This window comes from Bacillus sp. B4EP4a (assembly GCF_006680105.1).
Taxonomy (GTDB): Bacteria; Bacillota; Bacilli; order Bacillales; family DSM-1321; genus Peribacillus; species Peribacillus simplex_E.
Window position 1 is genome coordinate 1 of the sequence record NZ_VHIK01000008.1, and the last position, 26386, is coordinate 26386.

22 protein-coding genes, 9 tRNA genes and 1 rRNA gene are annotated in these 26386 nt (G+C 40.1%); 28 read left to right on the top strand and 4 right to left on the bottom strand.

Annotated elements, in window-relative coordinates; genetic code table 11:
- Positions 1 to 89 precede the first annotated feature (89 nt).
- The 11 genes from rrf to rocF all read left to right on the top strand — a co-directional run bounded on the left by rrf (position 90) and on the right by rocF (position 2245).
- Positions 90 to 205: ribosomal RNA gene (rrf, locus tag FNK51_RS04535) — 5S ribosomal RNA — on the top strand.
- Between the two features lie 45 nt (positions 206 to 250).
- Positions 251 to 325 (top strand) — tRNA-Asn (locus FNK51_RS04540).
- Positions 326 to 328: 3 nt separating this feature from the next.
- A tRNA-Thr gene (locus FNK51_RS04545) sits at positions 329 to 401 on the top strand.
- Positions 402 to 433: 32 nt separating this feature from the next.
- A tRNA-Glu gene (locus FNK51_RS04550) sits at positions 434 to 508 on the top strand.
- 8 nt (positions 509 to 516) lie between these two features.
- A tRNA-Val gene (locus FNK51_RS04555) sits at positions 517 to 592 on the top strand.
- A gap of 15 nt (positions 593 to 607) precedes the next feature.
- Positions 608 to 683: transfer RNA gene (locus FNK51_RS04560), tRNA-Thr, on the top strand.
- 18 nt (positions 684 to 701) lie between these two features.
- Positions 702 to 785: transfer RNA gene (locus FNK51_RS04565), tRNA-Tyr, on the top strand.
- Positions 786 to 889: 104 nt separating this feature from the next.
- Positions 890 to 964, top strand: a tRNA-Gln gene (locus FNK51_RS04570).
- Positions 965 to 967: 3 nt separating this feature from the next.
- Positions 968 to 1039: transfer RNA gene (locus tag FNK51_RS04575), tRNA-Gly, on the top strand.
- Between the two features lie 21 nt (positions 1040 to 1060).
- Positions 1061 to 1136 (top strand) — tRNA-Ala (locus FNK51_RS04580).
- A gap of 206 nt (positions 1137 to 1342) precedes the next feature.
- Positions 1343 to 2245, top strand: coding sequence for an arginase (rocF, locus tag FNK51_RS04585; RefSeq protein WP_141992575.1), 903 nt, complete (start codon positions 1343 to 1345; stop codon positions 2243 to 2245).
- Between the two features lie 138 nt (positions 2246 to 2383).
- Here rocF and FNK51_RS04590 read toward each other — a convergent pair whose 3' ends face one another.
- A complete protein-coding gene (locus FNK51_RS04590) occupies positions 2384 to 2569 on the bottom strand; it encodes an aspartyl-phosphate phosphatase Spo0E family protein (protein ID WP_076372678.1) in 186 nt (61 codons plus the stop codon).
- 172 nt (positions 2570 to 2741) lie between these two features.
- Between FNK51_RS04590 and sigW the strand changes: the two genes are divergently transcribed.
- From sigW to FNK51_RS04645, 11 genes are all read left to right on the top strand, one after another.
- Positions 2742 to 3305 (top strand): RNA polymerase sigma factor SigW, encoded by a 564-nt coding sequence (sigW, locus tag FNK51_RS04595; RefSeq protein ID WP_098371732.1) that lies wholly within the window; start codon positions 2742 to 2744, stop codon positions 3303 to 3305.
- Between the two features lie 16 nt (positions 3306 to 3321).
- Complete coding sequence (locus FNK51_RS04600) at positions 3322 to 3945, top strand: anti-sigma factor family protein (protein WP_063236210.1); 624 nt, start codon at positions 3322 to 3324, stop codon at positions 3943 to 3945.
- A 218-nt stretch (positions 3946 to 4163) separates the two neighbouring features.
- Positions 4164 to 4988: a diadenylate cyclase CdaA gene (gene cdaA, locus FNK51_RS04605; RefSeq protein WP_034304935.1), complete on the top strand. Its 825-nt coding sequence runs from the start codon at positions 4164 to 4166 to the stop codon at positions 4986 to 4988.
- Complete coding sequence (locus tag FNK51_RS04610) at positions 4981 to 6339, top strand: CdaR family protein (RefSeq protein ID WP_141992576.1); 1359 nt, start codon at positions 4981 to 4983, stop codon at positions 6337 to 6339. Before cdaA ends, FNK51_RS04610 begins: the two co-directional genes overlap by 8 nt.
- Positions 6340 to 6395: 56 nt before the next feature.
- The gene (gene glmM, locus FNK51_RS04615) at positions 6396 to 7745 is read left to right on the top strand and encodes a phosphoglucosamine mutase (protein ID WP_141992577.1); all 1350 of its coding nucleotides are present in this window, start codon (positions 6396 to 6398) and stop codon (positions 7743 to 7745) included.
- Between the two features lie 465 nt (positions 7746 to 8210).
- Complete coding sequence (gene glmS, locus FNK51_RS04620; protein ID WP_098371736.1) at positions 8211 to 10013, top strand: glutamine--fructose-6-phosphate transaminase (isomerizing); 1803 nt, start codon at positions 8211 to 8213, stop codon at positions 10011 to 10013.
- Positions 10014 to 10671: 658 nt separating this feature from the next.
- Complete coding sequence (locus FNK51_RS04625) at positions 10672 to 11124, top strand: hypothetical protein (protein WP_141992578.1); 453 nt, start codon at positions 10672 to 10674, stop codon at positions 11122 to 11124.
- A gap of 462 nt (positions 11125 to 11586) precedes the next feature.
- Entirely contained in the window at positions 11587 to 11958 is a 372-nt protein-coding gene (locus FNK51_RS04630) for an iron chaperone (protein WP_141992579.1), read from the top strand.
- A gap of 368 nt (positions 11959 to 12326) precedes the next feature.
- Positions 12327 to 12617 carry a hypothetical protein gene (locus FNK51_RS04635; RefSeq protein WP_141992580.1) on the top strand — a complete coding sequence of 97 codons (291 nt, stop codon included), beginning with the start codon at positions 12327 to 12329 and terminating at the stop codon, positions 12615 to 12617.
- Positions 12618 to 12638: 21 nt separating this feature from the next.
- Positions 12639 to 12875 carry a hypothetical protein gene (locus FNK51_RS04640; RefSeq protein ID WP_141992581.1) on the top strand — a complete coding sequence of 79 codons (237 nt, stop codon included), beginning with the start codon at positions 12639 to 12641 and terminating at the stop codon, positions 12873 to 12875.
- 84 nt (positions 12876 to 12959) lie between these two features.
- The gene (locus FNK51_RS04645) at positions 12960 to 13820 is read left to right on the top strand and encodes a CPBP family intramembrane glutamic endopeptidase (protein ID WP_141992582.1); all 861 of its coding nucleotides are present in this window, start codon (positions 12960 to 12962) and stop codon (positions 13818 to 13820) included.
- 368 nt (positions 13821 to 14188) lie between these two features.
- On the opposite strand, the gene FNK51_RS04650 is transcribed toward FNK51_RS04645, so the two are convergent.
- Genes FNK51_RS04650 through FNK51_RS04660 form a run of 3 tightly spaced genes read right to left on the bottom strand, consistent with a single transcriptional unit; the run spans position 14189 to position 17663 of the window.
- A complete protein-coding gene (locus FNK51_RS04650; RefSeq protein WP_141992583.1) occupies positions 14189 to 15223 on the bottom strand; it encodes a sensor histidine kinase in 1035 nt (344 codons plus the stop codon).
- Complete coding sequence (locus tag FNK51_RS04655; protein ID WP_141992584.1) at positions 15220 to 15894, bottom strand: response regulator transcription factor; 675 nt, start codon at positions 15892 to 15894, stop codon at positions 15220 to 15222. The genes FNK51_RS04650 and FNK51_RS04655 overlap by 4 nt, the downstream gene beginning before the upstream one ends.
- A 23-nt stretch (positions 15895 to 15917) precedes the next feature.
- Complete coding sequence (locus tag FNK51_RS04660; RefSeq protein WP_141992585.1) at positions 15918 to 17663, bottom strand: ABC transporter ATP-binding protein; 1746 nt, start codon at positions 17661 to 17663, stop codon at positions 15918 to 15920.
- A gap of 365 nt (positions 17664 to 18028) precedes the next feature.
- Here FNK51_RS04660 and FNK51_RS04665 point away from each other — a divergent pair, with 365 nt between their 5' ends.
- The 6 genes from FNK51_RS04665 (at position 18029) to hflX (ending at position 25989) form a co-directional block, all read left to right on the top strand.
- Complete coding sequence (locus tag FNK51_RS04665) at positions 18029 to 19198, top strand: ATP-grasp domain-containing protein (protein ID WP_141992586.1); 1170 nt, start codon at positions 18029 to 18031, stop codon at positions 19196 to 19198.
- A gap of 13 nt (positions 19199 to 19211) precedes the next feature.
- On the top strand, positions 19212 to 20906 hold the full coding sequence (locus FNK51_RS04670) for a methyl-accepting chemotaxis protein (RefSeq protein ID WP_181762183.1): 1695 nt from the start codon (positions 19212 to 19214) through the stop codon (positions 20904 to 20906).
- 328 nt (positions 20907 to 21234) lie between these two features.
- Positions 21235 to 21435 (top strand): cold-shock protein, encoded by a 201-nt coding sequence (locus tag FNK51_RS04675; protein ID WP_034304915.1) that lies wholly within the window; start codon positions 21235 to 21237, stop codon positions 21433 to 21435.
- Between the two features lie 525 nt (positions 21436 to 21960).
- The gene (locus FNK51_RS04680) at positions 21961 to 22332 is read left to right on the top strand and encodes an ArsR/SmtB family transcription factor (RefSeq protein ID WP_098371746.1); all 372 of its coding nucleotides are present in this window, start codon (positions 21961 to 21963) and stop codon (positions 22330 to 22332) included.
- Positions 22325 to 24448: a heavy metal translocating P-type ATPase gene (locus tag FNK51_RS04685; RefSeq protein ID WP_141992588.1), complete on the top strand. Its 2124-nt coding sequence runs from the start codon at positions 22325 to 22327 to the stop codon at positions 24446 to 24448. The genes FNK51_RS04680 and FNK51_RS04685 overlap by 8 nt, the downstream gene beginning before the upstream one ends.
- A 275-nt stretch (positions 24449 to 24723) precedes the next feature.
- Positions 24724 to 25989, top strand: a complete 1266-nt coding sequence (hflX, locus tag FNK51_RS04690; protein WP_141992589.1) for a GTPase HflX — start codon at positions 24724 to 24726, stop codon at positions 25987 to 25989.
- The last annotated feature ends 397 nt before the right edge of the window (positions 25990 to 26386 follow it).

Sequence of the window (26386 nt, forward strand, 5' to 3'; positions counted from 1 at the left end):
CGAGGACTTAACCAACGCTTTTTAAAAAATGAAATACCTTCTTATTATCTAGTTTTGAAGGAATGAAAATTCTTCAAAAATGAATATAGTCTGGCAATGATGGCGAAGAGGTCACACCCGTTCCCATTCCGAACACGGAAGTTAAGTTCTTCAGCGCCGATGGTAGTTGGGGGTTTCCCCCTGTGAGAGTAGGACGTTGCCAGGCTATTCATTTAAATCTTTAAATGGGTTTTAGGAAACATTATATTATTCCGCAGTAGCTCAGTGGTAGAGCATTCGGCTGTTAACCGAACGGTCGTAGGTTCGAGTCCTACCTGCGGAGCCATATGCTTCCATAGCTCAGTAGGTAGAGCACTTCCATGGTAAGGAAGAGGTCAGCGGTTCGAATCCGCTTGGGAGCTTCCCAATCTATCTATGAACACAAAAAAAGTTCGGCCCGTTGGTCAAGCGGTTAAGACACCGCCCTTTCACGGCGGTAACACGGGTTCGAATCCCGTACGGGTCACCATTTAATTCGGAGGATTAGCTCAGCTGGGAGAGCATCTGCCTTACAAGCAGAGGGTCGGCGGTTCGATCCCGTCATCCTCCACCATTTTATTCTTTACTTGCCGGTGTAGCTCAACTGGTAGAGCAACTGACTTGTAATCAGTAGGTTGGGGGTTCAAGTCCTCTTGCCGGCACCATTTACAACCATATATTGCGGAGGGGTAGCGAAGTGGCTAAACGCGGCGGACTGTAAATCCGCTCCTTCGGGTTCGGCAGTTCGAATCTGCCCCCCTCCACCATTTTAATAAAATCCTGTGGATCAGTTATATATTCTCTGTATTGGGGAAATATATGATTACCACCTTTTTATTTTGTTGAACATTAATCATTACATATCATATATTGGGCTATAGCCAAGCGGTAAGGCAACGGATTTTGATTCCGTCATGCGAAGGTTCGATCCCTTCTAGCCCAGCCATTTGCGGAAGTAGTTCAGTGGTAGAATACAACCTTGCCAAGGTTGGGGTCGCGGGTTCGAATCCCGTCTTCCGCTTAATAAATTTTAAATCCCTTAGGGGCCTTAGCTCAGCTGGGAGAGCGCCTGCCTTGCACGCAGGAGGTCAGCGGTTCGATCCCGCTAGGCTCCACCATCAACTACATACACCAAAACTTACGTCTTAAGCCAAAAATGGTTTAAGACTTTTTTTTGTTTAAGACATAATTGGGCAAACTAATCCCCAGAAAGATATTATTTCACAAAAAACATATGTGATAGGAACGTGCATCTTTATACATGGAAATGTCGAGTTGAACCAATCGGCATATACGATATAAAATGATGGAAAGGGGGAATTGTATGTCTATTCAGAAAATTTCCGTCATCGGGTTGCCTATGGACCTCGGTCAAGCAAGGCGAGGGGTGGATATGGGACCTAGTGCCATTCGCTGCGCAGAGATTGTCGAGCGTCTTGAAAAGTTGAATATAGCAGTAGAGGATTTAGGGGATATAATTGTAGGGCGCCCTGAAAATGCAGATGAGCCTGGGACAAATCTAAAAAACTTACAGCTTGTAGCGAAGGGTAACTCCCTGTTAGCTACAAGAGTTGATGAAATAATAGAAGGGGGTTCCTTTCCGCTTGTATTGGGAGGAGACCATTCCATAGCTATAGGTACACTGGCAGGAGTCGCGAAGCACTATGAAAATGTGGGTGTGATTTGGTACGACGCACATGGGGATTTAAATACGGAAGATACTTCACCATCAGGGAATATACACGGTATGCCCCTAGCTGTCAGTATTGGGCTTGGACATCCGGACCTAATCAATATCCATGGTTTTGCTCCAAAAGTGAAACCGGAAAACATCGTAATAATTGGAGCAAGGTCATTGGATGAAGGGGAAAAAGAACTTATCCGTGAGAAAGGGATTAAAGTATTCACGATGCATGAGATCGACCGCATGGGAATGGCACGGGTCATGGAAGAATGCATTGATTATTTAAGGGAGAGAACGGATGGCGTCCACCTTTCATTGGATTTGGATGGAGTCGACCCAGCAGATGCACCCGGAGTGGGGACACCGGTGATTGGTGGTATAAGTTATCGGGAAAGTCATTTGGCCATGGAAATGCTTGCGGAATCCAACTTGATTACATCAGCTGAATTCGTTGAAGTGAATCCCGTTTTAGATGAGCGAAATAAGACGGCGATCGTGGCCGTGGCCCTAATGGGTTCGCTATTTGGAGAAAAATTATTATAACTGAAAAAATAAAAGAAACAGTAACCGGCTTGTAATGGGTTACTGTTTTTTATATGCTAGAAGACGTAGGTTTATTTACTAGGGTGTATGTAACAGGAACATATCTATAGATAAATGGTTGCAATCGTATATCCATATTCACTTGAGGGCACGTCTGTCAGTGAGGTCTCCATTTTTAGTTAAATGGATGTATTGGATGATTAAAGAATCCAGTTTGCTGCTAACTTCAACAACTTCATTATCCACCATCGAAGAACGGGAAGCCAAAAACATCATTTTCTGTCTGTATTGTTCAATATGGTCTAAAATTTGTTCTGCAGTCATATAGAGAATCACTCCCTTGGATTTTACAATTTCTTACTATATAGCCCTGTTTTTTTTTTCTTAAACATAAAATGTAAAACTTTGTTAAAATTAATGTATTAAATTTTTGAAACCTTTTAGCTTACGGTTCGTAGTAATCGTATAGCCGCATGAGCGGGGGTAATACCGGAAAATGGATGCACTCATTAGAGAGAGAATTAATCAAGTATTAAAGGGAGACCATAATGCATTTGGGGAAATTGTCGAAATATACAAGGACAAAGTGTTCCAAATATGTTTCAGGATGCTCGGAAACAGGCAAGAAGCAGAAGATTTGGCACAAGAGGCCTTTGTAAGGGCCTACGTGAATATTCGAAGTTTCAATATACAAATGAAATTTTCTACATGGTTATACCGGATTGCGACCAATCTTTGTATTGACCGGCTTCGCAAGAAAAAACCGGATTACTATTTAGATGCAGAGGTGGCAGGAACAGAGGGATTGAATATGTATTCCCAAATTGCATCGGATATGGCGAAACCCGAGGAAGAGGTTGAATCTTTAGAACTACAGGAAACCATTCAAGTGGAAATAATGAAATTGCCCGAGAAATACCGATCGGTAATCGTATTGAAGTATATTGAAGAGTTATCTCTAAAGGAAATCAGTGAAATACTCGATTTGCCGGTCGGTACGGTTAAGACGAGGATACATCGCGGTCGGGAAGCCTTGCGTAAACAACTACGCCATTTATAAAAAGAAGGTGAGAAAAATGAACTGCCATGAGGAAATCATTGAATATATGCATGATTATTTAGATGAGGACATCAAACCGGAGCATAAAGAAGTTTTACGGGAGCACTTGCATAACTGTGCTGAATGCCGGGATTACTTTCATGAAATGAAAAAGGCGGTCGCTCTTGTACAAAGCACTTCCCATATAAAGGCCCCGGATGACTTTACAGCAAAGGTTATGGCTCAATTGCCAAAGGAAACGAAAACAACAGGTGCCAAACGTTGGTTCAAAAGCCATCCCTTCATGACAGCGGCAGCGATGTTCATCATATTGATGACAGGATCTGTTTTTTCCACTTATAATCAGGACGAACATTTTTCAGTATCAAAGCAGCCTAACTTAGTGGTCGAAGGTGAAACGGTGATTGTGCCTGAAGGTGAGACAATCAAGGGGAATGTGGTAGTTCAAAATGGTAACATTCAAATAGATGGTGAAGTAGAGGGAGATGTGACAGTCATAAATGGGCATAAATATATGTCAAAGGCAGGGAATGTGACTGGAAGCATCCATGTTATTGACCAAGCTTTTGAGTGGATGTGGTATAAAGTAAAGGATACTGCAACCTCGTTGGTTCCTGCTAAAGAGGAGAAAAAGGAATAAGGAATAAAGCTGGGAGGGGGCACCGTTTTTTCATTTACGGTGACTTCGCTCAGCTTTATTTTTTAAAGGGAAGGGAACCCTTTTTCATGATTCATTTTTCCTATGTAAATTTCTCACACTAGTTTTTAGATGTATCATTTAAAAAATGGTATACTATTAAGGTTATCGTATAAAGATTGTAATTTGTATTTGGAGTAATACTGACTGGAGGAAACAACATGTCTTTAACCAACTTGACTGTTTGGGACTATGTAGTAAATTTCATTGATATTCTCCTTGTATGGTTTGTGATATATAAATTGTTAACTATTATTCGGGGCACGAAGGCTATTCAGCTGCTAAAAGGAATTTTTGTAATTGTCATTGTAAAAAGCTTAAGCAACCTGTTTGGTTTCAATACACTCGGATGGTTAATGGCACAAGTCATGAATTGGGGAGTATTGGCGATTCTCGTCATTTTTCAACCTGAACTGAGAAGGGCACTTGAACAATTAGGACGCGGGAAGCTCTTTGCAAGGGGCACCGTTCCGGAAGAGAATCAGCAAGAGCGTTTAGTCGAAGAAATCCTAAAGGCGTCCACCTATATGGCAAAAAGGCGGATCGGAGCCTTGATTACGATAGAAAAAGGTACGGAGCTAGGGGATTATGTTGAAACGGGGATACCGCTAAAATCCTATATTTCTTCAGAACTGCTCATTAATATCTTCATCCCTAATACGCCGCTCCATGATGGTGCAGTTATTCTGCAAAATAACCAGGTGGCAGCTGCAGCTTGCTATTTGCCACTATCAGAGAGTCCATTCATATCAAAGGAACTTGGCACACGGCATAGGGCAGCCATAGGCATGAGTGAAGTTACGGATAGTCTTACGATTGTCGTTTCAGAAGAAACGGGAGGGATATCCGTCACTAAAAACGGGGAACTTTACCGGGATTTGAATCAAGAATCATTTAGGGCCATGCTTACAAGTGAACTGGTAGTGGAAAACATCAAATCAACTTCCTCAAGCATCTTTAACTGGAGGGGGAAAAAGAATGGATAAATTCACCAATAGCGCTTGGTTTATGAGAATCGTAGCTTTTGCCTTGGCGGCACTTTTGTTCATTTCCATTAACTTCGAAATGGAGTCGGATAAAAAATCCCTTGGTTTATCGACTGCCCCTGAAATCAGTACGGAGACCATCGAAAATGTACCGGTTGAAGTGTACTATGACCGTGAGAATCTAGTGGTGAGCGGAGTGCCGGAGACGGTTGATGTTACTCTAAAGGGAGCAAAAAGCTTATTGATAAATGCGAAAAACCAAAGGGACTTTAAAGTGTATGTAGACCTTTCCGATCCTGCAATCTCAATGGGGGACAGAACTGTCACATTTAAAATAAGTGATTTGAATGAAAAGTTAGTGGCGACGATCGATCCGGAATATGCGGAGGTCAACGTTCAGGAACGGGTGACGAAGGAATTCCCCGTTGAAGCCGAGTATAATAGCTCTTTACTTGAAGAGGGATATACAGCTGGCCAGCCAACAGTCAGCCCGAAAACTGTCAAAATAACGGGTGCTAAAGATGCGATTGAACAAATTTCCTATGTAAAGGCAAACCTTGAAATAAGTAAGGGACTTAACGAAACGGTGAACAGCAAGGCAACCGTTAAAGCCCTGGACAGGGACTTGAACAAGCTGGATGTGACGATCGAGCCATCTACTGTTTCAGTTTCCTTAGAAGTGAGCATTCCTTCCAAGACGGTGTCGATAGCACCGAAGCAAACTGGCAAGACAAAGGATGGCATCAGAATCACGAGTATAAGTGTCGACCCAAAAGAGGTCACCTTATTTGGTTCGGAAGCGAGCCTGGAGAAAATAGATGAAGTAGTTCTTCCTGTAAATATCTCGAAAATTGATGGTGATACAGAACTGGAACTTGATCTTGATAAACCGGAAAGTGTACAAAAAATGTCCTTGGGTAAGGCAAAGGTCAAGATTCGTACAGAGAAAGTTGATGTGGATGAAGAGAATGCAGAGCCAGTCGTAGAAGAGGAAGAACCAGAAACCGAACAAAAACAAGAAGAACAAGTAGTCGAAGAAGAAGCAGAAGAAGATGAACCGGCTGCCATTGAGTCTAAAACTTTCAACAATATACAAATAGTGCCTGTGGGCATACAGGATGACCAAAATGCCGAATTGGAATCCGATGTAACTAGCATCACTTTGCTTGGTGAGGCGGATGATTTGAAGAAAATAACTAAAGACGACATTAATCTTACAGTAGATGTGAGTAATTTAGATGAAGGTACGCATGATGTGGATTTGGCGGTAACAGTGCCTGAGGGAGTGGAATGGGAACTGGATTCTAAAACGGTTTCGGTCACCATCTCACAAAAAGACGAAGAGACATGACCTTCCTTTAACATCATCATTAAATTCAGTAACGATTCGAAGAAGGAGCGATAAAGATGGGTAAATATTTTGGAACAGACGGAGTCAGGGGTATAGCGAATAGCGAATTAACACCGGAGTTGGCATTTAAACTAGGCCGTTTTGGTGGCTACGTGCTTACTAGAAATACAGAGAAACCCAAAGTGCTGATAGGACGCGATACTCGAATTTCAGGTGAAATGCTGGAAGGTGCGCTTGTTGCCGGTCTTTTATCCATTGGGGCTGAGGTGATGCGCCTCGGTGTCATTTCGACACCGGGAGTTGCCTATTTAACAAAGGCCTTAAGTGCTGAAGCAGGTGTCATGATTTCCGCTTCTCATAATCCGGTAGCGGATAATGGGATTAAATTCTTTGGACCGGATGGGTTTAAGTTGTCCGATGATCAAGAAGCGGAAATTGAAGCACTATTAGATATGGAAAAGGATGAACTTCCACGCCCTGTAGGCGGAGATTTAGGCCATTTGAACGATTATTTCGAAGGAGGGCAAAAGTATCTCCAGTACTTGAAACAATCAGTGGATGAAGATTTTACAGGCATTCATGTTGCTCTTGATTGTGCACATGGGGCGACATCTGCCTTGGCAATGCATTTGTTTGCAGATCTTGATGCAGACATCTCTACGATGGGGGCATCGCCCAATGGCTTGAACATTAATGATAAGGTAGGTTCCACCCATCCTGAGGCACTTGCTGAATTCTTAAAGGAAAAAGGTGCGGATGTCGGACTTGCATTCGATGGTGACGGAGACCGCGTCATTGCGATAGATGAAAAAGGAAATATAGTGGACGGCGATCAAATCATGTATATCTGTGCGAAATACTTGAAAGAAAATAACCGTCTGAAACAGGGAACAGTGGTTTCTACGATCATGAGCAACCTTGGTTTTTATAAAGGTCTTGAAGAGCATGGTATACAAAGCGCCCAGACGGCAGTGGGGGATCGCTATGTGGTCGAGGAGATGCGAAAAGGCGGCTATAACCTTGGCGGCGAACAATCCGGACATATCATCTTCCTGGACTATAATACGACAGGCGATGGCTTATTGACGGGCCTGCAGCTTGTGAACATCATGAGTGATACCCAAAAAACCTTATCGGAGCTCGCTGGCGAGATGAAGAAATATCCACAAACGCTGGTCAATGTCAGAGTTACCGATAAACACGCTGTAACCGATAATGAAAAGGTACAGGAAGTCATCAAGGCAGTCGAAGAGGAAATGGACGGAAACGGTCGAATTTTGGTGAGACCATCCGGTACTGAACCGCTAGTCCGTGTTATGGCTGAAGCACCGACAGCTGAGGAATGCACTAATTATGTAGATCGCATCGTCGCAGTTGTAAGAGCGGAAATGGGAATGAACGAATAATTAATCCTATGCATAAAAGGAACGTAATTTCCTTTTATGCATATTTTTATTAAGAAGTACTTTTTTTAGGTCTTGGTAATAAAGAATTGACCTATGTCCCTTGTTTAAGGTATGATTATCCTGATTTACAACTCATTTTCTGAAAAGGGTTGTGTTAAAAAGGAGGGTAGGCAAGGAGAAACGGATTCACAAAAGCGCCTGAACTAGGTCTGGACGAGAAATGGCTTAGTTGACGAGGAGGAGGTTTATCGAATGATCGGCGGATACCTCCCGGCTGAAGTGCACAGCCGCAGTAATTCCAATCTTAAAACAGTAGGGCAACTTACTGCACAAAGGGTTGGAAATGCACAAAGGGAAAAAGTGCTTTAAGGCATTTCCTTTTTAAAAAATATATATCAGAGATGAGGGGGCAGGGATGCCCCCGTGCATTCCTGTTCCCTCGAATCGGTTGGAGGAACAGAAATTATGTGTGGAATTGTTGGATATATTGGACTTAACGATGCAAAGGAAATTTTATTAAAAGGTCTTGAAAAACTTGAATACCGCGGTTATGACTCTTCAGGGATTGCTGTGAGAAATGAAGCAGGCGTTACAATCTTTAAGGAAAAGGGAAGAATCGCGGACTTACGCGGAGCCGTGGATGAAAATACTATGGCACATACTGGAATAGGACATACACGCTGGGCCACCCATGGTGTGCCAAGCCGTGAAAATGCCCATCCTCACCAAAGTAATTCAGGTCGATTGACTTTAGTTCATAATGGGGTCATTGAAAACTATGCGATTCTAAAACGTGAATATTTGAAGGATGTTGCCTTTAAAAGTGAAACGGATACGGAAGTCATCGTTCAACTCATAGAGAAGTTCGTAAACGAGGGCATGGAAGTGGAAGAGGCGTTCCGTCAAACACTCACTCTTCTGGAGGGTTCATATGCCATTGCCCTATTGGATGCTGAAAATGATGAAACCATCTTAGTCGCAAAAAATAAAAGCCCGCTGCTAATCGGTGTCGGAAAAGACTTTAACGTTGTCGCTTCGGATGCAATGGCCATGTTGCAAGTCACAGATCAATTCCTTGAACTGATGGATAAGGAAATGGTTATCGTGACAAAAGAAAAGGTAACGATCAAGAACCTTTCCAACGAAGAAGTCATGCGTGCTCCATACACTGCTGAACTGGATGCGAGTGATATTGAAAAAGGTACGTATCCGCACTATATGCTTAAAGAAGTCGACGAGCAGCCAGCTGTCATACGTAAAATCATTCAAGCATACCAAAATGAAGAAGGTAAACTTGCAATCGATTATAGCATTACTGAAGCCGTAAGTGAGGCTGACCGTATTTATATCATCGCTTGCGGAACCAGCTATCATGCAGGGTTGATTGGTAAGCAATTCATCGAAAAAATGACTGAAATTCCGGTTGAGGTCCATGTGGCATCGGAATTCACTTACAATATGCCGTTATTATCGAAAAAACCGCTATTCATCTTCATTTCACAAAGTGGTGAAACTGCAGATAGCCGTGCCGTGTTAGTGTCCATCAAAGCGCTTGGTCATAAAGCCCTGACCATCACGAACGTACCTGGCTCTACATTGTCACGTGAAGCGGATTATACGCTCTTGCTGCATGCTGGCCCTGAAATTGCCGTTGCCTCTACAAAGGCCTACACAGCTCAAGTGGCAGTCTTATCGATCTTAGCGAATGTAACTGGCCAATTCCGTAACATGGAGTATGATTTCGACCTTGTAAAAGAGCTTGGAATCGTTGCGACAGCAATGGAAGCCCTATGTGATTCAAAAGAAGAGATGGAAGATATTGCCCGTGAATATTTGTCCGTTACAAGAAACTGCTTCTTCATCGGCCGTTCCCTTGATTACTATGTTGTGCTTGAAGGGGCCCTTAAGCTGAAGGAGATTTCATACATCCAGGCGGAAGGCTTTGCTGGCGGAGAGCTTAAACATGGAACGATCGCCTTGATTGAAGAAGGTACACCTGTCATAGCCCTTGCTACGCAAGCGGGTGTCAACCTAAGCATCCGTGGTAATGTAAAGGAAGTGGTTGCCCGAGGCGCCAACCCTTGCATCATTTCCATGAAGGGGCTTGAAGAAGAGGATGACCGTTTCGTCATCCCGGAAGTGAATGAACTATTAACACCCCTTATCTCTGTTATCCCGCTGCAGCTCATTGCTTACTACGCAGCCTTGCACCGCGAATGTGACGTGGATAAACCGCGTAATCTAGCGAAAAGTGTAACGGTTGAGTAAGTCGGAATGAATGCAATGTATGTTTGTTGAAAGACAACAAAGTTGGGTACTGGACAACAAAGTCGGGTACTCGATAATAAGATTAAGCACTAGAAGCATAGGTTATATCCTATGCTTCTTTTTTAAATATAATACTTGTTTATATTAGCGGATAAAGAACTAACTCAGCTGGGGACTTCAATAAATATTGATGTTGTGGATTACCTTACAGGGGATGTCAAAGGTGCGAAAGAGATACAGTTGAATCTCCCTGAAACAGGAGTGTACAGTATGAATCTAGCTTCTAGTTGCTGCGGTAGTCCTGTTCTAGCGAGATTGGAAATTAAGAATAATTCTTGTTACTAATAAACCAAAAGACCAGCCTGGATATCAGGCTGGTCTTTAAATTAATCCTTTGAATTTCGAGATTCAGTATTAAATTACCTTTAGATAGCGTTTGTTAAACTTATTGTTGGTTTTAAACAAATAGAAGAGACTACCTATTGTGGTCTTCTTTCATTCTCTTATGTATATCAAAAAAAGGATGGAACCATTACGATCCCTCCCTTAAAAATCTTTCACTTTTATTTCCATTCCACAAATGCGTTGCAGGATTGTAGAAGAAGGCATGTAACTTTTATAAATAGTTAACGTCTAACAGAAAAAAGGTGGGATTAATGTGAAAAATAAGAAATATTTTTTCGCTATATTGATGCTGTTCTTACTTATAGTAGTAGGTTGTTCAAATGAAACCAAAGAAGAACCACCAGAAGCGATAGTGAAAATAAATGATGAAAATATCGAAACAGCTAGAGGTACTTATCAGTGGGAAAAAAAGCGTTTACTCTCTAATACTACGGTTATCGCCGATGCTGCTGCACCAATTCAAATAGCTGAAGATATGAAAGCGAAAATAGTTGAACAAAGTTCAGTAGCAAATGTAGAGTTTAATGATGGCTCCCAACCACAATTACAGGCTTATTTATGGGAAGGAGAAAAACGTGGTGAAGAATTACCTTTGAATCAACACCACATAACCTTACCGTCGGAAAAAGGAAAGTATGTAATTGAAATTAACGCTAAATGGTCAAATGGAGACTCCTCTTATACTTTTGTCATAGAGGTACAATAATACAAGATTTTTTCCTCAACGAACGGATGCCAAATATCCAATCAGTACCCGACTTTTTTTGTAACTGAACAATGTTAGGTAGATCTAAATAAAGATTAACTGTTTTTAAAAAGTTGCGAAGCTTTACCCCTTTGGCTATGATTAGCCAAAGGGGTATTTTTTATGTCTAAAACAACGAGAACCTCTCAAGTTGATAAGTGGTTTAAAGCATTCTAAGGAATAGGAAACGATGTGCAGTGACAATAAAGTTGTTTAATGCAATCTATTAAATCCATCGGTAGGTAATCACGGCATCCATTAGAGCAAAGTTAAAGATCTTCCTATAGTGCATTGTTGAAAGAAATCCATAAGGCATTAAATTTAGGCGATGTGGAAAATGAAGCTGTAATTCTATCGAAGCTGGGGCGTATTGGAATGAAAATAACATCTTCATAAAAATTTTTTAATTTAGGAGAGAATGACATGGAAGTTTTTGCAGAATTTTTAGCGAATATTGATAACCCGCAACATAGGGACCGAACGGAAGAAGTCTTGGCTTGGGTAACTAAGAAATTTCCAAATTTAATGCCGAAGATTGCGTGGAATCAGCCTATGTTTACCGATCATGACACATATATTATTGGCTTTAGTGTAGCGAAACATCATTTGGCTGTTGCCCCTGAAAAGGCAGGGATTGATCATTTTTCTGATGAAATCGTGCAGGCTGGCTATGATCAAACCAAGCAGTTGGTACGTATCAAGTGGGACAGTCCGGTTGATTATTCATTACTTGAAAAAATGATCGAGTTTAATATTTTTGATAAGGCAGACTGTTCAACTTTTTGGAGGAAATAAATAAAAAATCGGATTAGTTAAGGGTGAGCTGAACCTCTATTAAAGTGTCCATTATTCGGGGTTCTGTTCAATATTAGAAGTGAAACGATGTGGTCCTGAGGTTATAAGATCCCCATATCTGCCTTCTGATCTAGCTCCATAGGCAAAAAGGAAGATTCTCCCTCCTTAATGACCTTACCCTTACGGTTGCGATTCCATAAATAGTTTAAAGTTCAAAAAAGCACAAGGAGTTCCAGATTTGGAACTCCTTGTGCTTTTGGTTTTTGATAAAATCGAGATATACAAATATTACAACCAAACTACTTAAGATATTAAAACAAAAATTCATAGTGGGTATTTAAGGAAAAAATATTAGGTGGGGTGAAGAAATGAAGAAGTTACTATATCTTTTTATATTAATAATTCCTGTATTTTTGTTTGGATTTAATCCCGTATCAACCTTTGCAAGTTCTCGAACTAAAGAAGTTGATTTAAAAGAGGAAAGCCAATCAGGTGAGTTTCTGACAGAATATACAACTCTATCAGGCACTGATGTACCTTTAGGTCAAAAAATACCTATACTAGTAGATGAAAAAACAGGAGAAATGACTAATAATAGAATTGGTATATCTCCGGTGTGTGCTACTTGTAATCGATATACAGCCACAGATAAACGATAATCAAGTGTCTTTCACAAAAAAGTGACTGATGATACAAAATGGAGTCTAAACCTTACCTTTAAGATGGAAAAAGATGGTATAATAGCTGTTTCTGGTGGGGGGGAAAAGGTATATTCGGCATCGAAAAAATGGAACCAGTACAAAGAAACATGGAAATTGACTGGAACTCTAAAAACATATAACCCAACTGGTAATTTGATAAAAACAGAACAAAGAAATGAAACTTACATTAAATATAAAAAAGTAGCAATAAAATAAGTTAGAAATAGTGCAAATGCAAACCCTTATTCTAAAAAGAGAGTTTATTTAGAATTTGAAATTTTTATATAAAAAGGGGTAAGAATGGATACTAATATTAAGCAAACTCATCGCTTTATATTATATATAACAATACTAATTATGATTATTTTTCCTTTTGCACAACTTATATTACAAGAACTTTTTTTCCAAATAAACAAACAATTATTTTTCTTTTTAAGTAAACTGGTTTTTATCTATGTGCTTTTTCTTTTCTTAAAAAAGAAAAAAATAACCTTATCGAGCATTAGGCTTAAAAAGGTACATATAAAATATATACTTCTTGGTATTTTAATGGGTATTATAGTTCACATGATAACTATGTTTTTTGGTAGGATTCAATATTATCTACTAACCGGCGAATGGCTTACTGCTGAAAAAATTGTTAATACACTTATGGAGAGTAGTAAAAACATAAGTTTTTACAGCATTATCATGATTGGCTTTTCAGTGGCGATTAGTGAAGAAATTCTTTTTAGAGGCATATTATTAAAACAATATCAGAGAATGAACATAAAGTCGGCCATAATTTTAAGTGCTCTTATTTTTAGCATTTATCATATGACGGTGGGAAACTTGGTTTTTGCATTTGTAATTGGTATCTCTTTTGCACTATTAACCATCTATACTGGAAGTATTGTTCCGGCTATCTTTTTTCACTTTTTAGTGAATGAAATAATGAGGATCATCATGCATTTCCCAGAAAAGGTTACTGAAACTTATTTTAAGGTAATGGTGTCTCCAATTACTGCCATAACAGGTTTAATATTTTTTCTATCAATATTAACTTTTTTATTTATAAAGGTAAGAAAAAATAATCAATTTCAAAGTGGAAAAGTTAAATTCTTTGATGGATATATTATTTTACTGTTTTTGATGTATGTTCTTTTCCTAACAATAAAATAAATTTTAATCAAAGATAATACAGGTATTAAAATGAACCTAATTCATAACGATTTCATTTAAGAGGATTTCTTTGAGGTCGATGTCCATATTATTGCCACCAACAATTCTTCCGGCTTGTTAACCGTTGGGATCGAACCTGATTTGAACCCAACGATACGCCCCAACGATCTGATTAAATTCTCCATTTCCTGTTTCAATCTTTTTTTGCAAATTTCCCCACAATCACCTGTTCTGGATAGCCATTTTCTTTTAATAGAAGCGTTGATATTACAAGATAATCATCAACGAACTGGGCAGTGTTGTTAACAATAAGGCAGCATTAATGATCAACCTCTTTTATAAAAGGTACTTAACAATCACAAAACCCTTCACGAAATAGGAAGCAGAATGGTGAAAGTCGTTCCCTTATCGAGCTCACTTTCCACGGATATGGTCCCTTCATGCATTTCAATAATCTTTTTCACGATGGACAGACCTAAACCGCTCCCGCTTTTTGTACGTTCCCTTGCCAGGTCGGCTTTATAGAATCGTTCGAATATATGGAACTGGTCTGTTTCAGATATGCCAATTCCATTGTCGGATATCGTTATGGATGCCAGGTCATCAATCTGTTGTAATCGAATCGTGATCTTTCCACGATGGCTGGTGAATTTGACACTATTGTGTATTAAATTTGTCCATACTTGGCTCATTAAATCCTGGTCTGCAAAAATTCGAATCTTTTCTAAAGATATATCCATTTCGAGTTCTTTTTCCAACCACGTCGGTTCACAAGCCAAAATAATGGTTCGTATTTGCTGATCCAGCCGGAAGTCTGTCCTTTCAAAAGGATGATGCTCAGATTCCAGGGATGTAAGCTTTAGAAGGTTATCACTTAATTTAGATAATCTCCTGCTCTCTGTCTCAATTATATGAAGATAATGATTTCGTTCTTCGATTGTCAGCTTATTATATTGAAGAGCTTGGGCAAATCCTACGATGGAGGTTAGGGGCGACTGTATTTCGTGTGAGACGTTAGAGATGAATTCCTGCCGCATCTCTTCCATTTGCTTCAATTGCTTGGCCATGTGATTGAAGTGGTTAATGATATCGGTCATTTCGTTTTTCCTATCGATTTTAAAATCCAATTGAACATTATAATCGCCATTTGCTATTTTCCTTAAGGCATCAATGATCTCGAGGTAAATATTTGCCCGTTTATTGTGATGGATGGCATGCATAAGATAGCCAATTAATATCATGATTGCGATGCTTGTGATGATTGTGGTCAGATACCGTACAAAATCGGGTAACCTTAATGGCAATAGCTCAATGATATAGTACCCGGCCGAAAAGCAAATTGAATTAAACGTAAGAAAAAACAATATGCCAAGCATTTGTTTGAAAAATCGATTGCTTCTCATCTCGTTATCTCCAAACGGTAGCCCAATCCCCAAATCGTTTTAATTTGGAAGGGGAACTCCGATTCCGGAAACCGTTCTCTCACTCTTTTAATATGTACATCGACAGTTCGTTCATCACCTTCATAATCATAGCCCCAAATGTCTTCAATAAGATCTTCCCTGGAAAAAGTTTTTCCAGGATAGCTTGCTAATTTAAACAACAATTCGAATTCTTTTAATGGAATCGTATATTCCTGTTCTTTGAATGACATTTCATGCGTGTTGCGATTCATCTTTAATTCGCCGATATTTAATGTTTGTGAAATAGTGATTTTATACCGTTTAAGTAATGCCTTTATTCTAAGAACCAATTCGATCGGTTCAAATGGCTTTACAAGATAATCATCTGCCCCAAGACCGAATCCTTTTACTTTTTGAGTTGTTTCCCCTTTTGCAGTCAGCATTAAAATGGGGATATCACTAAATTCCCTTAACTCTTTGCATAATTGCCATCCATCCATGTTAGGCATCATAATATCGATGACTGCCAAATCGATTTTCACCTTCTCCATTACTTTCAATGCTTGCAGTCCATCTCGGGCCTCATATAGATCGAATCCTTCTTTTCTTAACAACAGGTTTATAAGTTCGCGAATATGTGCATCATCATCTACTATCAATATTTTTGTCATCCTTCTTCTTTCCTTTCGGTGAATTAGGCCAGTTCAAGTTTGTGCAACTGCTGTTCAGCAAATTCTCGATATAATGAATGCGTATGATACAGCTCTTTATGTGTACCGCTGCCTGTTATTTTCCCTTTTTCAAGGAAGATGATTTGATCTGAACCGATAACGGTCGATAGGCGGTGGGCGATAACTATTGTTGTTCGGCCTTTCATTAAATCATTCAATGCCTGTTGAACCACTTTTTCTGATTTGCTGTCTAGGCTGGAAGTAGCTTCATCAAGCATTAATATTTTGGGGTTTCTTAAAAATGCACGAGCGATCGCGATTCTTTGTCTTTGACCCCCTGATAATTTCATGCCCCTTTCACCAACCTCTGTATCATATCCGTTCGAAAGATGAGAAATGAACTGATCTGCATACGCCATTTTAGCCACTTGATTTAATTCCTCATCCGTTATATCCCGTTCGATGCCATAACAAATATTATCTCGAATTGTACCTGATACAATCGGGCTTTCTTGTGAAACATATCCAATCTGGCTTCTCCATGAAAGGAGTGTGAAATCATTTATGTTTTTCCCGCCTATGGATATGGACCCTTGCTGTGGTTTGTAGAAACGCTCGAATAACGAAAAAAGGGTCGTTTTTCCGCTGCCGCTTGGGCCGACAATTGCAGTGACCTTTCCGGCTTCAACGTTAAAGCTTATATCTTTAAGTACCTGTTCTCCATTATTATAACTATAGTTCAGGTTCTCCACGCTGATTGATTGACTTATATTTTGAACTGGCTGCATCGCATCTTCTTCCTCCACTGAATCCAGAATGGAAATGATGCGCTCTGTTGCACCCGTTGCTTTTTGGAATTGTGTAAAGAAACTAGCTAATTGAGCCATTGGCATGATTATTTGGAAAAGATACATGATGAATGCAACTAGAGCTCCAGCTGTCAGGGCTCCTGAAGAAACGCGCATTCCACCATAACCTAAAATCAGCACGAGTAATGCCATCATCACAAAACTCATTAGCGGCGCAATCAACGCTTGGATTTTTGCCTCTTTTAATCCGAATTGAAATAATTTATGGATTCCTTTTTTTCCATTTTGATATTCCAAAGCTTCTGCATTCGAAGCTTTAACAAGGCGTATTTCCGTTAGCACCTGCTGAAGGACTGCGGTGAAGCTTGCTGTCTCGTCCTGCATCCCTTTTGAAATTTTATGCATTTTTTTCCCTAATGGCATTAATATCAAAACAGAGAGTGGAATTGCAGTGAACATCAATAATGTCATTTTCCAATCCAGTACGAATAACACGATCATGGAGCCTACGATGGAAATGATTCCAGTAACGAAATTTGAGAGGTGTTCAGAGATTAATCCCTTCACTACAGTTGTATCATTTGTCATTCGGCTGACTGTTTCTCCAGAGGGATGTTCATCAAAATAACTCACGGGCAATACGAGTAATTTTTTCCATAGTTGATCGCGGATACCCGCCACTACAGATTGACCGATCCGATTTAATAAATAGATGGAAAATCCACTGGCCAATGCTTGAACGATGATGGCAAGAACGAGAAGGGTGATCCGTTCAGTACTTAGTGAGCTGATCGAAAAATCATTAATTAGATTTTTTGTGAATAAAGGGACTAATAAACCTACACCCGTTGTACCAAGGCTTAATGCCAATGCAATCCCTATCATTAGTTTAGAAGGCTTCGTTTGTTGAACTAACCGAATGAACTGGCGCCATCCCTTTTGATTTTTTTCTTCTGACATATGAAATACATCCTTTCTTGATCTTCATAGGGCAAGTATATATAGAAGTTATGAATTGAATATGAACTAGTCTTAATTATTCCACGAAAATTAGTGGTGAACTTTTTCTGAATGATAAATTTGAAAAAATATGGCGGACACTTAAAATAGTGTCGGCCTTTTTTAATGAAGATACAAGAAAATTAAATATTCGATGGTATGTGCAAGGACCTCAAGGCTAGATCTGATGGGATAGGTAAAAAGATATATTGATATCTTTATTTTTAATGCATTTTTAATAATAATCCCTATATAAGCTAAATACTTACCGCTTTTGACCGATTAAATATGGAGATACAAAAAACAGTATAAGTTAGGTGGAAAAAATGATTATTTTGAATGAGTCCATTGTGTCGCCAATTCTTCTAAAGGTGTTGGAGGAACAGCAAATTCCAGTGCTGGAACAAGGGCAATGGGGAGTCGCATTAACATCAGAAAAGCTAAACATTCAAAAAGATACCGAATTTTTCAAGTCCATGGAAATGGACAAAAGAATTCTTACAAACTCTGAAAATGGCATAACATTATTAGGTCATTTCCAACCGAATAGCAATGAATACATTTGGTCAAAGTTATTGAAGGATAAGAGTCAGGTGCGAAATTTGACGAAATCTTTATATCCCGATTTCTATTTCCAAGATATTGATTTATCCATAATAAGTGACCTGGATAAAAATCAAATACCGTTTCCGGTAGTTATCAAACCCAATATTGGCTATTCGAGTGTAGGGGTCCACAAAGTCAAGAATGAGCAGGATTGGGATATAGCCGTGAACCAGCTTAAAGCGGATTTACTTCATTCGGATGGATTATATGATTCAGAAGTGGTCGGTTCCCAGACCGTTTTAATAGAAGAGTGGATTCAGGGTGAAGAGTATGCCATTGATGGCTATTACAATCAAGATGGTGAACCGGTCATTTTGAATATCTTCAAACGATTATTCAAGGATGATTACGATACTTCCGATCGAATTTATTATACTTCGAAGTTGGCCATTAACGAAATCTATCATGATGCACTAAAGTTCATGAAGATTATTCAAACGGTCCTTCCACTTAGGAATTACCCTGTACACTTTGAAATTCGCAAAAAGGAAAACCGGGTGATACCCATTGAAATCAATCCCCTGCGTTTTGCTGGGGCGGGTACAACGGATCTAGGTTACCATGCCTATGGAATGAATATGTATGAACACTATTTTTCAGGAACGAAACCTGATTGGAATCGGATATTGGAAGAGATGGACGATCATATATATAGCTTTTTCTTTGCAGAGGTACCGCTGGAAATAAATCCGGAAGATGTTTCATGTATTGATCATGATGGACTTCGTCATGAATTCGAACATGTTTTGGAATATAGGCAGCTTCCTTTTCAAAATGAGCGGAGCATGGCAATCATCTTTTATAGAAGTGAGGATTTGGATGAAAATCTCCAATTGCTCCATTTGGACTTAATACCATATTTGACTATAAAACACCTGGTTTTCATCTAAGGGGGGCATGGAAATGAGATTTTCAAAGCTTAATCCTAAAAAATCTTTGCTGGCAAAACTATTCTTGTTTTATATTATTCCTTTCGTACTTTTCGCAGGGGCCATGGGTCTTTGCTTTTCCTATATTACTAATAAAATGATCAATGAGAATGTCCTTCCGCAATTCGATGATCGCCTTTCTGAAAATGCCCACAGTTTAGCAGCGAGCCTCAATCCCACTTTGATAAACAAAGCTTCCGAACGGGGCGAAGAGATTAGGCGGAAACTAGATGCCTTTGTTGAAGATAAAAAGGGAATTGAATATGTTTATGTGTTGAAGCGGGAGAATGATGCCGACATGATTGTAGCCTTGAACGGCAGCGAGGACTACATGGTGGAATCCCCTTTCACGCCGGAACAGGCAAAATCGATAAATGGAAACGAAGACGTATTAAGTGAAATATATAAAGATAAGTGGGGTACACACAAGTCGTACTTTACGCCAATCAAAGGAACGGGCGCGATTGTCGGAATCGATATGGATGCAAAATTCATTGATGAATTAAAAAGCACAATGATATTCTATAATATCGTATTTCTTGCAAGTGCCGTTATATTAGGTGTGCTATGCGCCGTTGTCATCGGGAAAAAGATTTCGGGACCCGTCAATGAACTTGTTGGTTACACGAATGAAATGGCAAAAGGGGACTTAAGTAAATCGATTCCCGTTGGTAGACAGGATGAGATTGGCAATCTTTCAAATGGATTCGAAGATATGAGGTTAAGTTTGGCCCGTATTATCCAGAATGTCCGTGAACATGCCCAAACGATGAATCAAACGACAGTGTCCATTCAGCAATCCTTTGAGGAGATGGTGGAATCCTATGGCCAGATAGTGACGGGGACAACGGAAGAAGCAAAAGCTTCAGAAGAACGTGCCCATCATATTGACCGAATTTCCAATATGATCAGTGACTTAACGGACACAATCCGTTTAATGAACGAACAAACGAATGAAATGAATGAATTTACCTTGCATACCAATACACTTGCTGAACAAGGAAGTAAACAAGTGCAAGATGTAACGAGCCAGATGGATAAAATCATGGAAAATGGCCAAGCGAATAAAGCCAATTTGGTGAGCCTGGAAGAGGATGTAGTGAAGATAAATGAAGTGATTGGCTTAATAAGGGTGATTGCTTCTCAAACGAACCTGCTATCCCTGAATGCTTCCATTGAAGCGGCACGGGCGGGTGATGCCGGCAGAGGTTTTGCCGTAGTGGCTCAAGAGGTGCAAAAATTGGCTGTGCAAACAGATGAATCCATCGATATCATTTCAGAATCCATTATGCGGATTAATGAACAAACAGCCAAAGTCATCCAAAATAATGATGAGAGTTTTCAGGATATATTAAATGGTGTTTCCTTAGTGGAAAACAATGGCGAGATTTTCAATAAGATATTTGAATCCGTAGAGAAATTACTGAAAGGCACGGAACGATTAGCCGCACATTCGAAAAAAATCAATGAGTCTTCGGATGAAAGCCTGGCATCCATTCAGGAAATTGCGGCGATTTCAGAAGAAGGAGTCGCAACAACGGAGCAAATCTCGGCAGCTGCAATTCAACAAAGCACCATAATGACTGGATTGAAGGAACAAAATGAAGATTTAGCAAAAGAATCGGCCATTTTAGAAGAAATGGTAGAAAAGTTCATTACCGAAAAATAAATATTCGATTTGAACATTTACAAAAACCTCTTGTTATACGAGAGGTTTTTGTTTTGATAAATGCATGTGGGAGGTCATGAAGCCGTCATCTGAATAGATAGAGCCCATTGGTTACTGCTTGATTTTAAATGAATTTAGAGAGTATTAAAAATTGCTGGAAAAAAGTTTCCCCAAACTATTTGCAATCGCTACCATTTAATGTTATGCTTAGTCTTAATTATTTTTGTTCGGTACTAAGGATACTAAAAGTACTACTTTTCGTTTTCGATGATGACTTAGAGCAAGGATAGTAATACATTGTGCTTAGATGCACTAGGAGGCAACAACAATGGAACAAGGTAAAGTAAAATGGTTTAACGCAGAAAAAGGTTTTGGATTCATCGAACGCGAAAACGGAGACGACGTATTCGTACATTTCTCAGCTATCCAAAGCGAAGGTTTCAAATCTTTAGACGAAGGTCAAGAAGTTACTTTTGAAGTAGAACAAGGTCAACGCGGACCTCAAGCTTCTAACGTTCAAAAAGCATAATTTCAATAACAAAAAAAGACGGATCCTTGTTATAGGGTCTGTCTTTTTTTGTTTTGTGAAAATACATAGCAAAAAACCCTGCTCAACGATAAGCAGGGTAAATGGTACAAGTAAAGTAAAACGCTTAAAAAGGTTTGACTAAGTATATCATAGTTTTTCTAAAAAATACTAAATTAAATATATTATACTTATCAAGGAATCGATAGGAAATTACTGAAATCATTGGATTGAAGGGACGTGAAGGAATTTATGTCCCTTCTTTTTTTTTCGCCTGAAGTATAGAAGTTTCGGTTCAGGAGATTCATGTAGTCCCTGGAAAGAGGACGGCCTGCCCTTTTGTGTTCAGCAAAATTCCAGGGGAACGACTGCGAAGTGAAACAAAAAACGATGGCCCACATATAAAGACATATAGGCACTTCCAAAGGAAGGAGAAAAGATTCTTGTACATTCAAATATAGATTTGAATATTCAGGTAATTATGTTATATTATAATCAAACGTAGATTTGAATGAGAGGTGTGAGAAGATGACGGAACTGAAAGATATATGTGATGTCCACCTGCATGATGAAGTGAAGGTTAATCGCATTCAAGAGGAAATGAGCCAGGTGAATTTATCCAGCATGTCGAAGCTGTTTAAGGTTATAGGCGATGAGAATAGGGCGAAGATAGCTTATGCGCTCTGTAAGGACGAGGAATTGTGTGTGTGCGATCTGGCCAATATCATTGGTGCTTCGATGGCGACAACGTCACATCATCTTCGTACCCTTTATAAACACGCAATCGTAAAATACCGAAAAGAAGGAAAGTTGGCTTTTTATTCTTTGGATGATCACCATATAAAGCAATTAATTCTCATTGCTTTAGAACATCAGCAGGAGGTAAGGGTCGATGGCTGAGTCCCCATTAAAAACATATCGTATCCAAGGTCTATCATGCACTAATTGTGCAGCTAAATTTGAGAACAAAGTCCGTGAACTAGAGGGCGTGGAGGATGCCAAAATCAACTTTGGTGCCTCGAAGATTTCTGTACAGGGCAGTGCGACTATCGAAGAAATTGAAAAGGCGGGTGCTTTTGATAACCTGAGAATCCGTGGTGAACAGGAACAGGTGAAGCAAAAGGAACCATTTTGGAAGCAAAAAGAAAATATAAAAGTGGTGTTCTCGGTTATCCTTTTGCTGATCAGCTGGATATTGGATAATCGATATGCTGATGGAAGCATCATGCCGGTGATCGGTTATGCGGCTGCAATCATAGTTGGGGGATATTCATTATTTGTCAATGGATTGAAGAATCTTGTCAGACTTCGCTTTGATATGCACACCCTTATGACGGTTGCCATCATCGGGGCGGCCGTGCTTGGTGAATGGGGCGAAGGGGCGACTGTCGTCATCCTATTTGCGATAAGTGAAGCACTGGAAAAATATTCGATGGATAAAGCCCGTAATTCTATAGAATCATTAATGAACATCGCACCTAAAGAAGCCTTGATCCGTAGGGGGCATCACGAAATGATGGTTGCTGTTGATGAGATTGAAGTGGGCGACATCATGATCGTTAAACCGGGTCAAAAGCTTGCCATGGATGGCAGGATCATGAAAGGGGCCTCGACACTTAATCAAGCAGCCATTACTGGGGAATCCGAGCCGGTTTTTAAAACGGTTGATGGTGAAGTGTTTGCCGGAACCTTAAATGGTGAAGGGTTGCTCGAAGTGGAGGTCACGAAGCGAGTCGAGGATACGACGATTGCAAAAATCATCCACCTTGTTGAAGAAGCACAGGCCGAAAAGGCCCCTTCCCAAGCCTTCGTGGATAAATTCGCAAAATTCTATACGCCGGCCATAATGCTCATTGCCTTGGCCATTGCCGTGTTGCCCCCGATTGTGATGAACGGGGATTGGAGTGAATGGATTTACCGGGGGTTGGCTGTACTTGTTGTCGGTTGTCCTTGTGCTTTGGTCATTTCTACGCCCATCGCCATTGTGACAGCTATCGGAAATGCTGCGAAACATGGTGTGCTGATTAAAGGCGGGGTCCATTTGGAGGAAGCGGGAGCCTTAAAGGCGATTGCGTTTGACAAAACGGGTACTTTAACAAAGGGCGTACCTGAAGTGACTGATTTCACTGTGTTATCTGCTGAGTTGAATGAACAGGATGTGCTGGCTATCGCTGCTGCTTTAGAAAGCAGGTCACAGCACCCCCTTGCCACAGCCATTCTTCAAAAGGCGGAAAACCAAGATGTGGACTATCATTCTTTATTGGTAGAGGATTTTACTGCGATCACAGGTAAAGGTATAAAAGGGAAAATCAATCAAGGAATCTATTACATTGGTAAACCCCACCTTTTTGAAGAAGAGGCAGGTTTAGTTTTATCTGATGATGTGCTTAAATTAATCAGCGGCTTTCAAAATGCGGGAAAAACGGTGATGGTGCTTGGCGATCAAGTGAAGATCCTGGCGCTCATCGCGGTGTCTGATGAAATAAGGGAAAGCAGTAAAGAAGCAATTCGGAAACTGCATGCATTAGGCATTGAAAAAACGATCATGCTGACTGGGGATAATATCGGAACAGCTAAAGCTATTGGAGCGGCAGCTGGCGTTCATGAGATCGAGGCGGAGCTATTGCCACAAGATAAATTGACCATCATCAAACGATGGAAACAAAAATATGATCGAGTGGCCATGGTAGGTGATGGTGTCAATGATGCTCCGGCCTTGGCAGCTTCCACAGTAGGAATAGCAATGGGCGGGGCGGGTACAGATACGGCCCTTGAAACAGCCGATATTGCCTTAATGGGTGATGACTTGTCGAAGCTGCCTTATACAATCCGCTTAAGCCGCAAAACATTAAAAATCATTAAGCAGAACATCACGTTTTCATTGGTGATTAAAATCCTGGCCTTATTATTGATAGCGCCGGGCTGGTTAACACTTTGGATGGCGATTTTTGCCGACATGGGTGCGACGTTATTAGTTACATTGAATAGTCTTAGGTTATTGAGAATAAAGGAATAGAATAATATGAGCTCCCTGGTGTATCTTAAGGTGCACCAAGGAGCTTTTATTTATAAGCTTTCCAATTGTTTCATGTGAAACTTTGAAAAAATTAATCGGTCCTGTTATTTTTTTGTTGAATTTTCTTTTATAGTAAAGGGAAGTCCGATAAACTTGGGCAGCGAACGTTATGCAAGTAATGTCTGGTATGCTACAATGTGGCTGGCTTTTAGGCAGTATGATGGGTTTGATTAAGCATAATATAGGGAGTAAGGTATGTACGGAAGGGATTTGAAATGATGGAATTACAGCAGAGGGCAATCTTGGTTGGAGTTAATCTCAACGGTCAAAAGGATTTTGAGTATTCAATGGAGGAATTGGCCAATTTAACGGAAGCATGCGAGGTAGAGGTTGCAGGGACCATCACACAAAATTTGCAACGGGTGAACTCGTCACATTTTATCGGTACCGGGAAGATCGAGGAAGTAAAAAATCTCGTTGAGCATAAAGAAGCTAATGTCGTCATTTTTAATGATCAGCTCTCCCCTTCGCAACTTCGTAATCTGGAGAGGGACATGGATTGCAAGGTGATCGACCGGACAATCTTGATTCTGGACATCTTCGCGCATCGGGCGAAAACGAAGGAGGCACAGCTTCAGGTAGAAGTGGCAAAGCTTCAGTATATGCTCCCGCGTCTCGTTGGTTTGAGGGAGTCATTAGGGCGTCAGAGTGGCGGGGTCGGTACAAACAAAGGTGCAGGTGAAAAGCAGTTAGAGCTTGACCGCAGGAGAATCGAGGAAAATATAAGTGTTTTGAATAAAGAACTGGAAGCCCTTGTTGCACACCGGCAAACGCAGAGGAAACAGCGGAAAAAGAATGCCATCCCTGTCGTATCCTTAGTCGGTTATACCAATGCAGGTAAATCTTCGATCATGAATGCCCTGATTGAGATGTTCCATCCAACAGCCGAGAAGCAGGTGTTTGAGAAGGATATGCTGTTCGCTACGCTTGAGACATCCGTCCGAAACATCCCGCTTCCGGATAAAAAGGAATTTTTATTGACGGATACGGTGGGGTTTGTGTCCAAATTGCCCCATCATCTCGTGAAAGCATTCCGATCCACATTGGAAGAAGTGGTAGAAGCGGACCTGTTGATCCATGTTGTCGATTTTTCCAATCCTAATCATGAGCAGCAAATAGAGATAACGGATAAAACTTTAGACGAGATAGGCATTAAAGGGATTCCAACGATTTTTGCCTATAATAAAGCGGACCTTACCGATTTGGATATCCCTCAGGTGAATCGTGGCTCTGTGTATATGTCAGCAAAAAACAAAGTTGGCATTGAGGAATTGATAGGTCAAATTCGCAAGCATATTTTTGTAGACTATACTCACTGTGAAATGCTGATTCCATTTGATCAAGGACAGCTGGTTTCATATTTCAATGAAAATGGTCACATAACCGTAACAGAATATGAGGCAACCGGATATCGAATAAAGCTTGAGTGCAAGAAAACGGATTATGAGAAATATAAACGATACGTTATTCATCCGGAATGAACCTGCCTGTTGATAAATTGTTAACGGTTTGTTGATAAGTGGAAAAGTCGATTCGGTATTGTGGATAACTTTTGGTTGAATGCCTCTGTTCTGCGAAAACAAAGAGATTAATGCCATCTAATATGTGAATAAGTTGTGGATAAAAGTGAAAAGACCCAGGAAACCAAGATTTTAGTTTCTGGGTTTTTTTTTATGTGGACAAAGTGTTGATAATTAGGTCTTCAGAACAAACCATCCAAAGAATATCAATAAGTATGGTGAAAAGTAAGTTTGAATGTAGAAAAATGACGATGTTTATCACTTATTGTTAGGAAATATAACATGATTATTACATATTGCATATCTAGCATCTGGAAATACTTTACACTTTGTATAATGTAACTTACTTTTTAACATT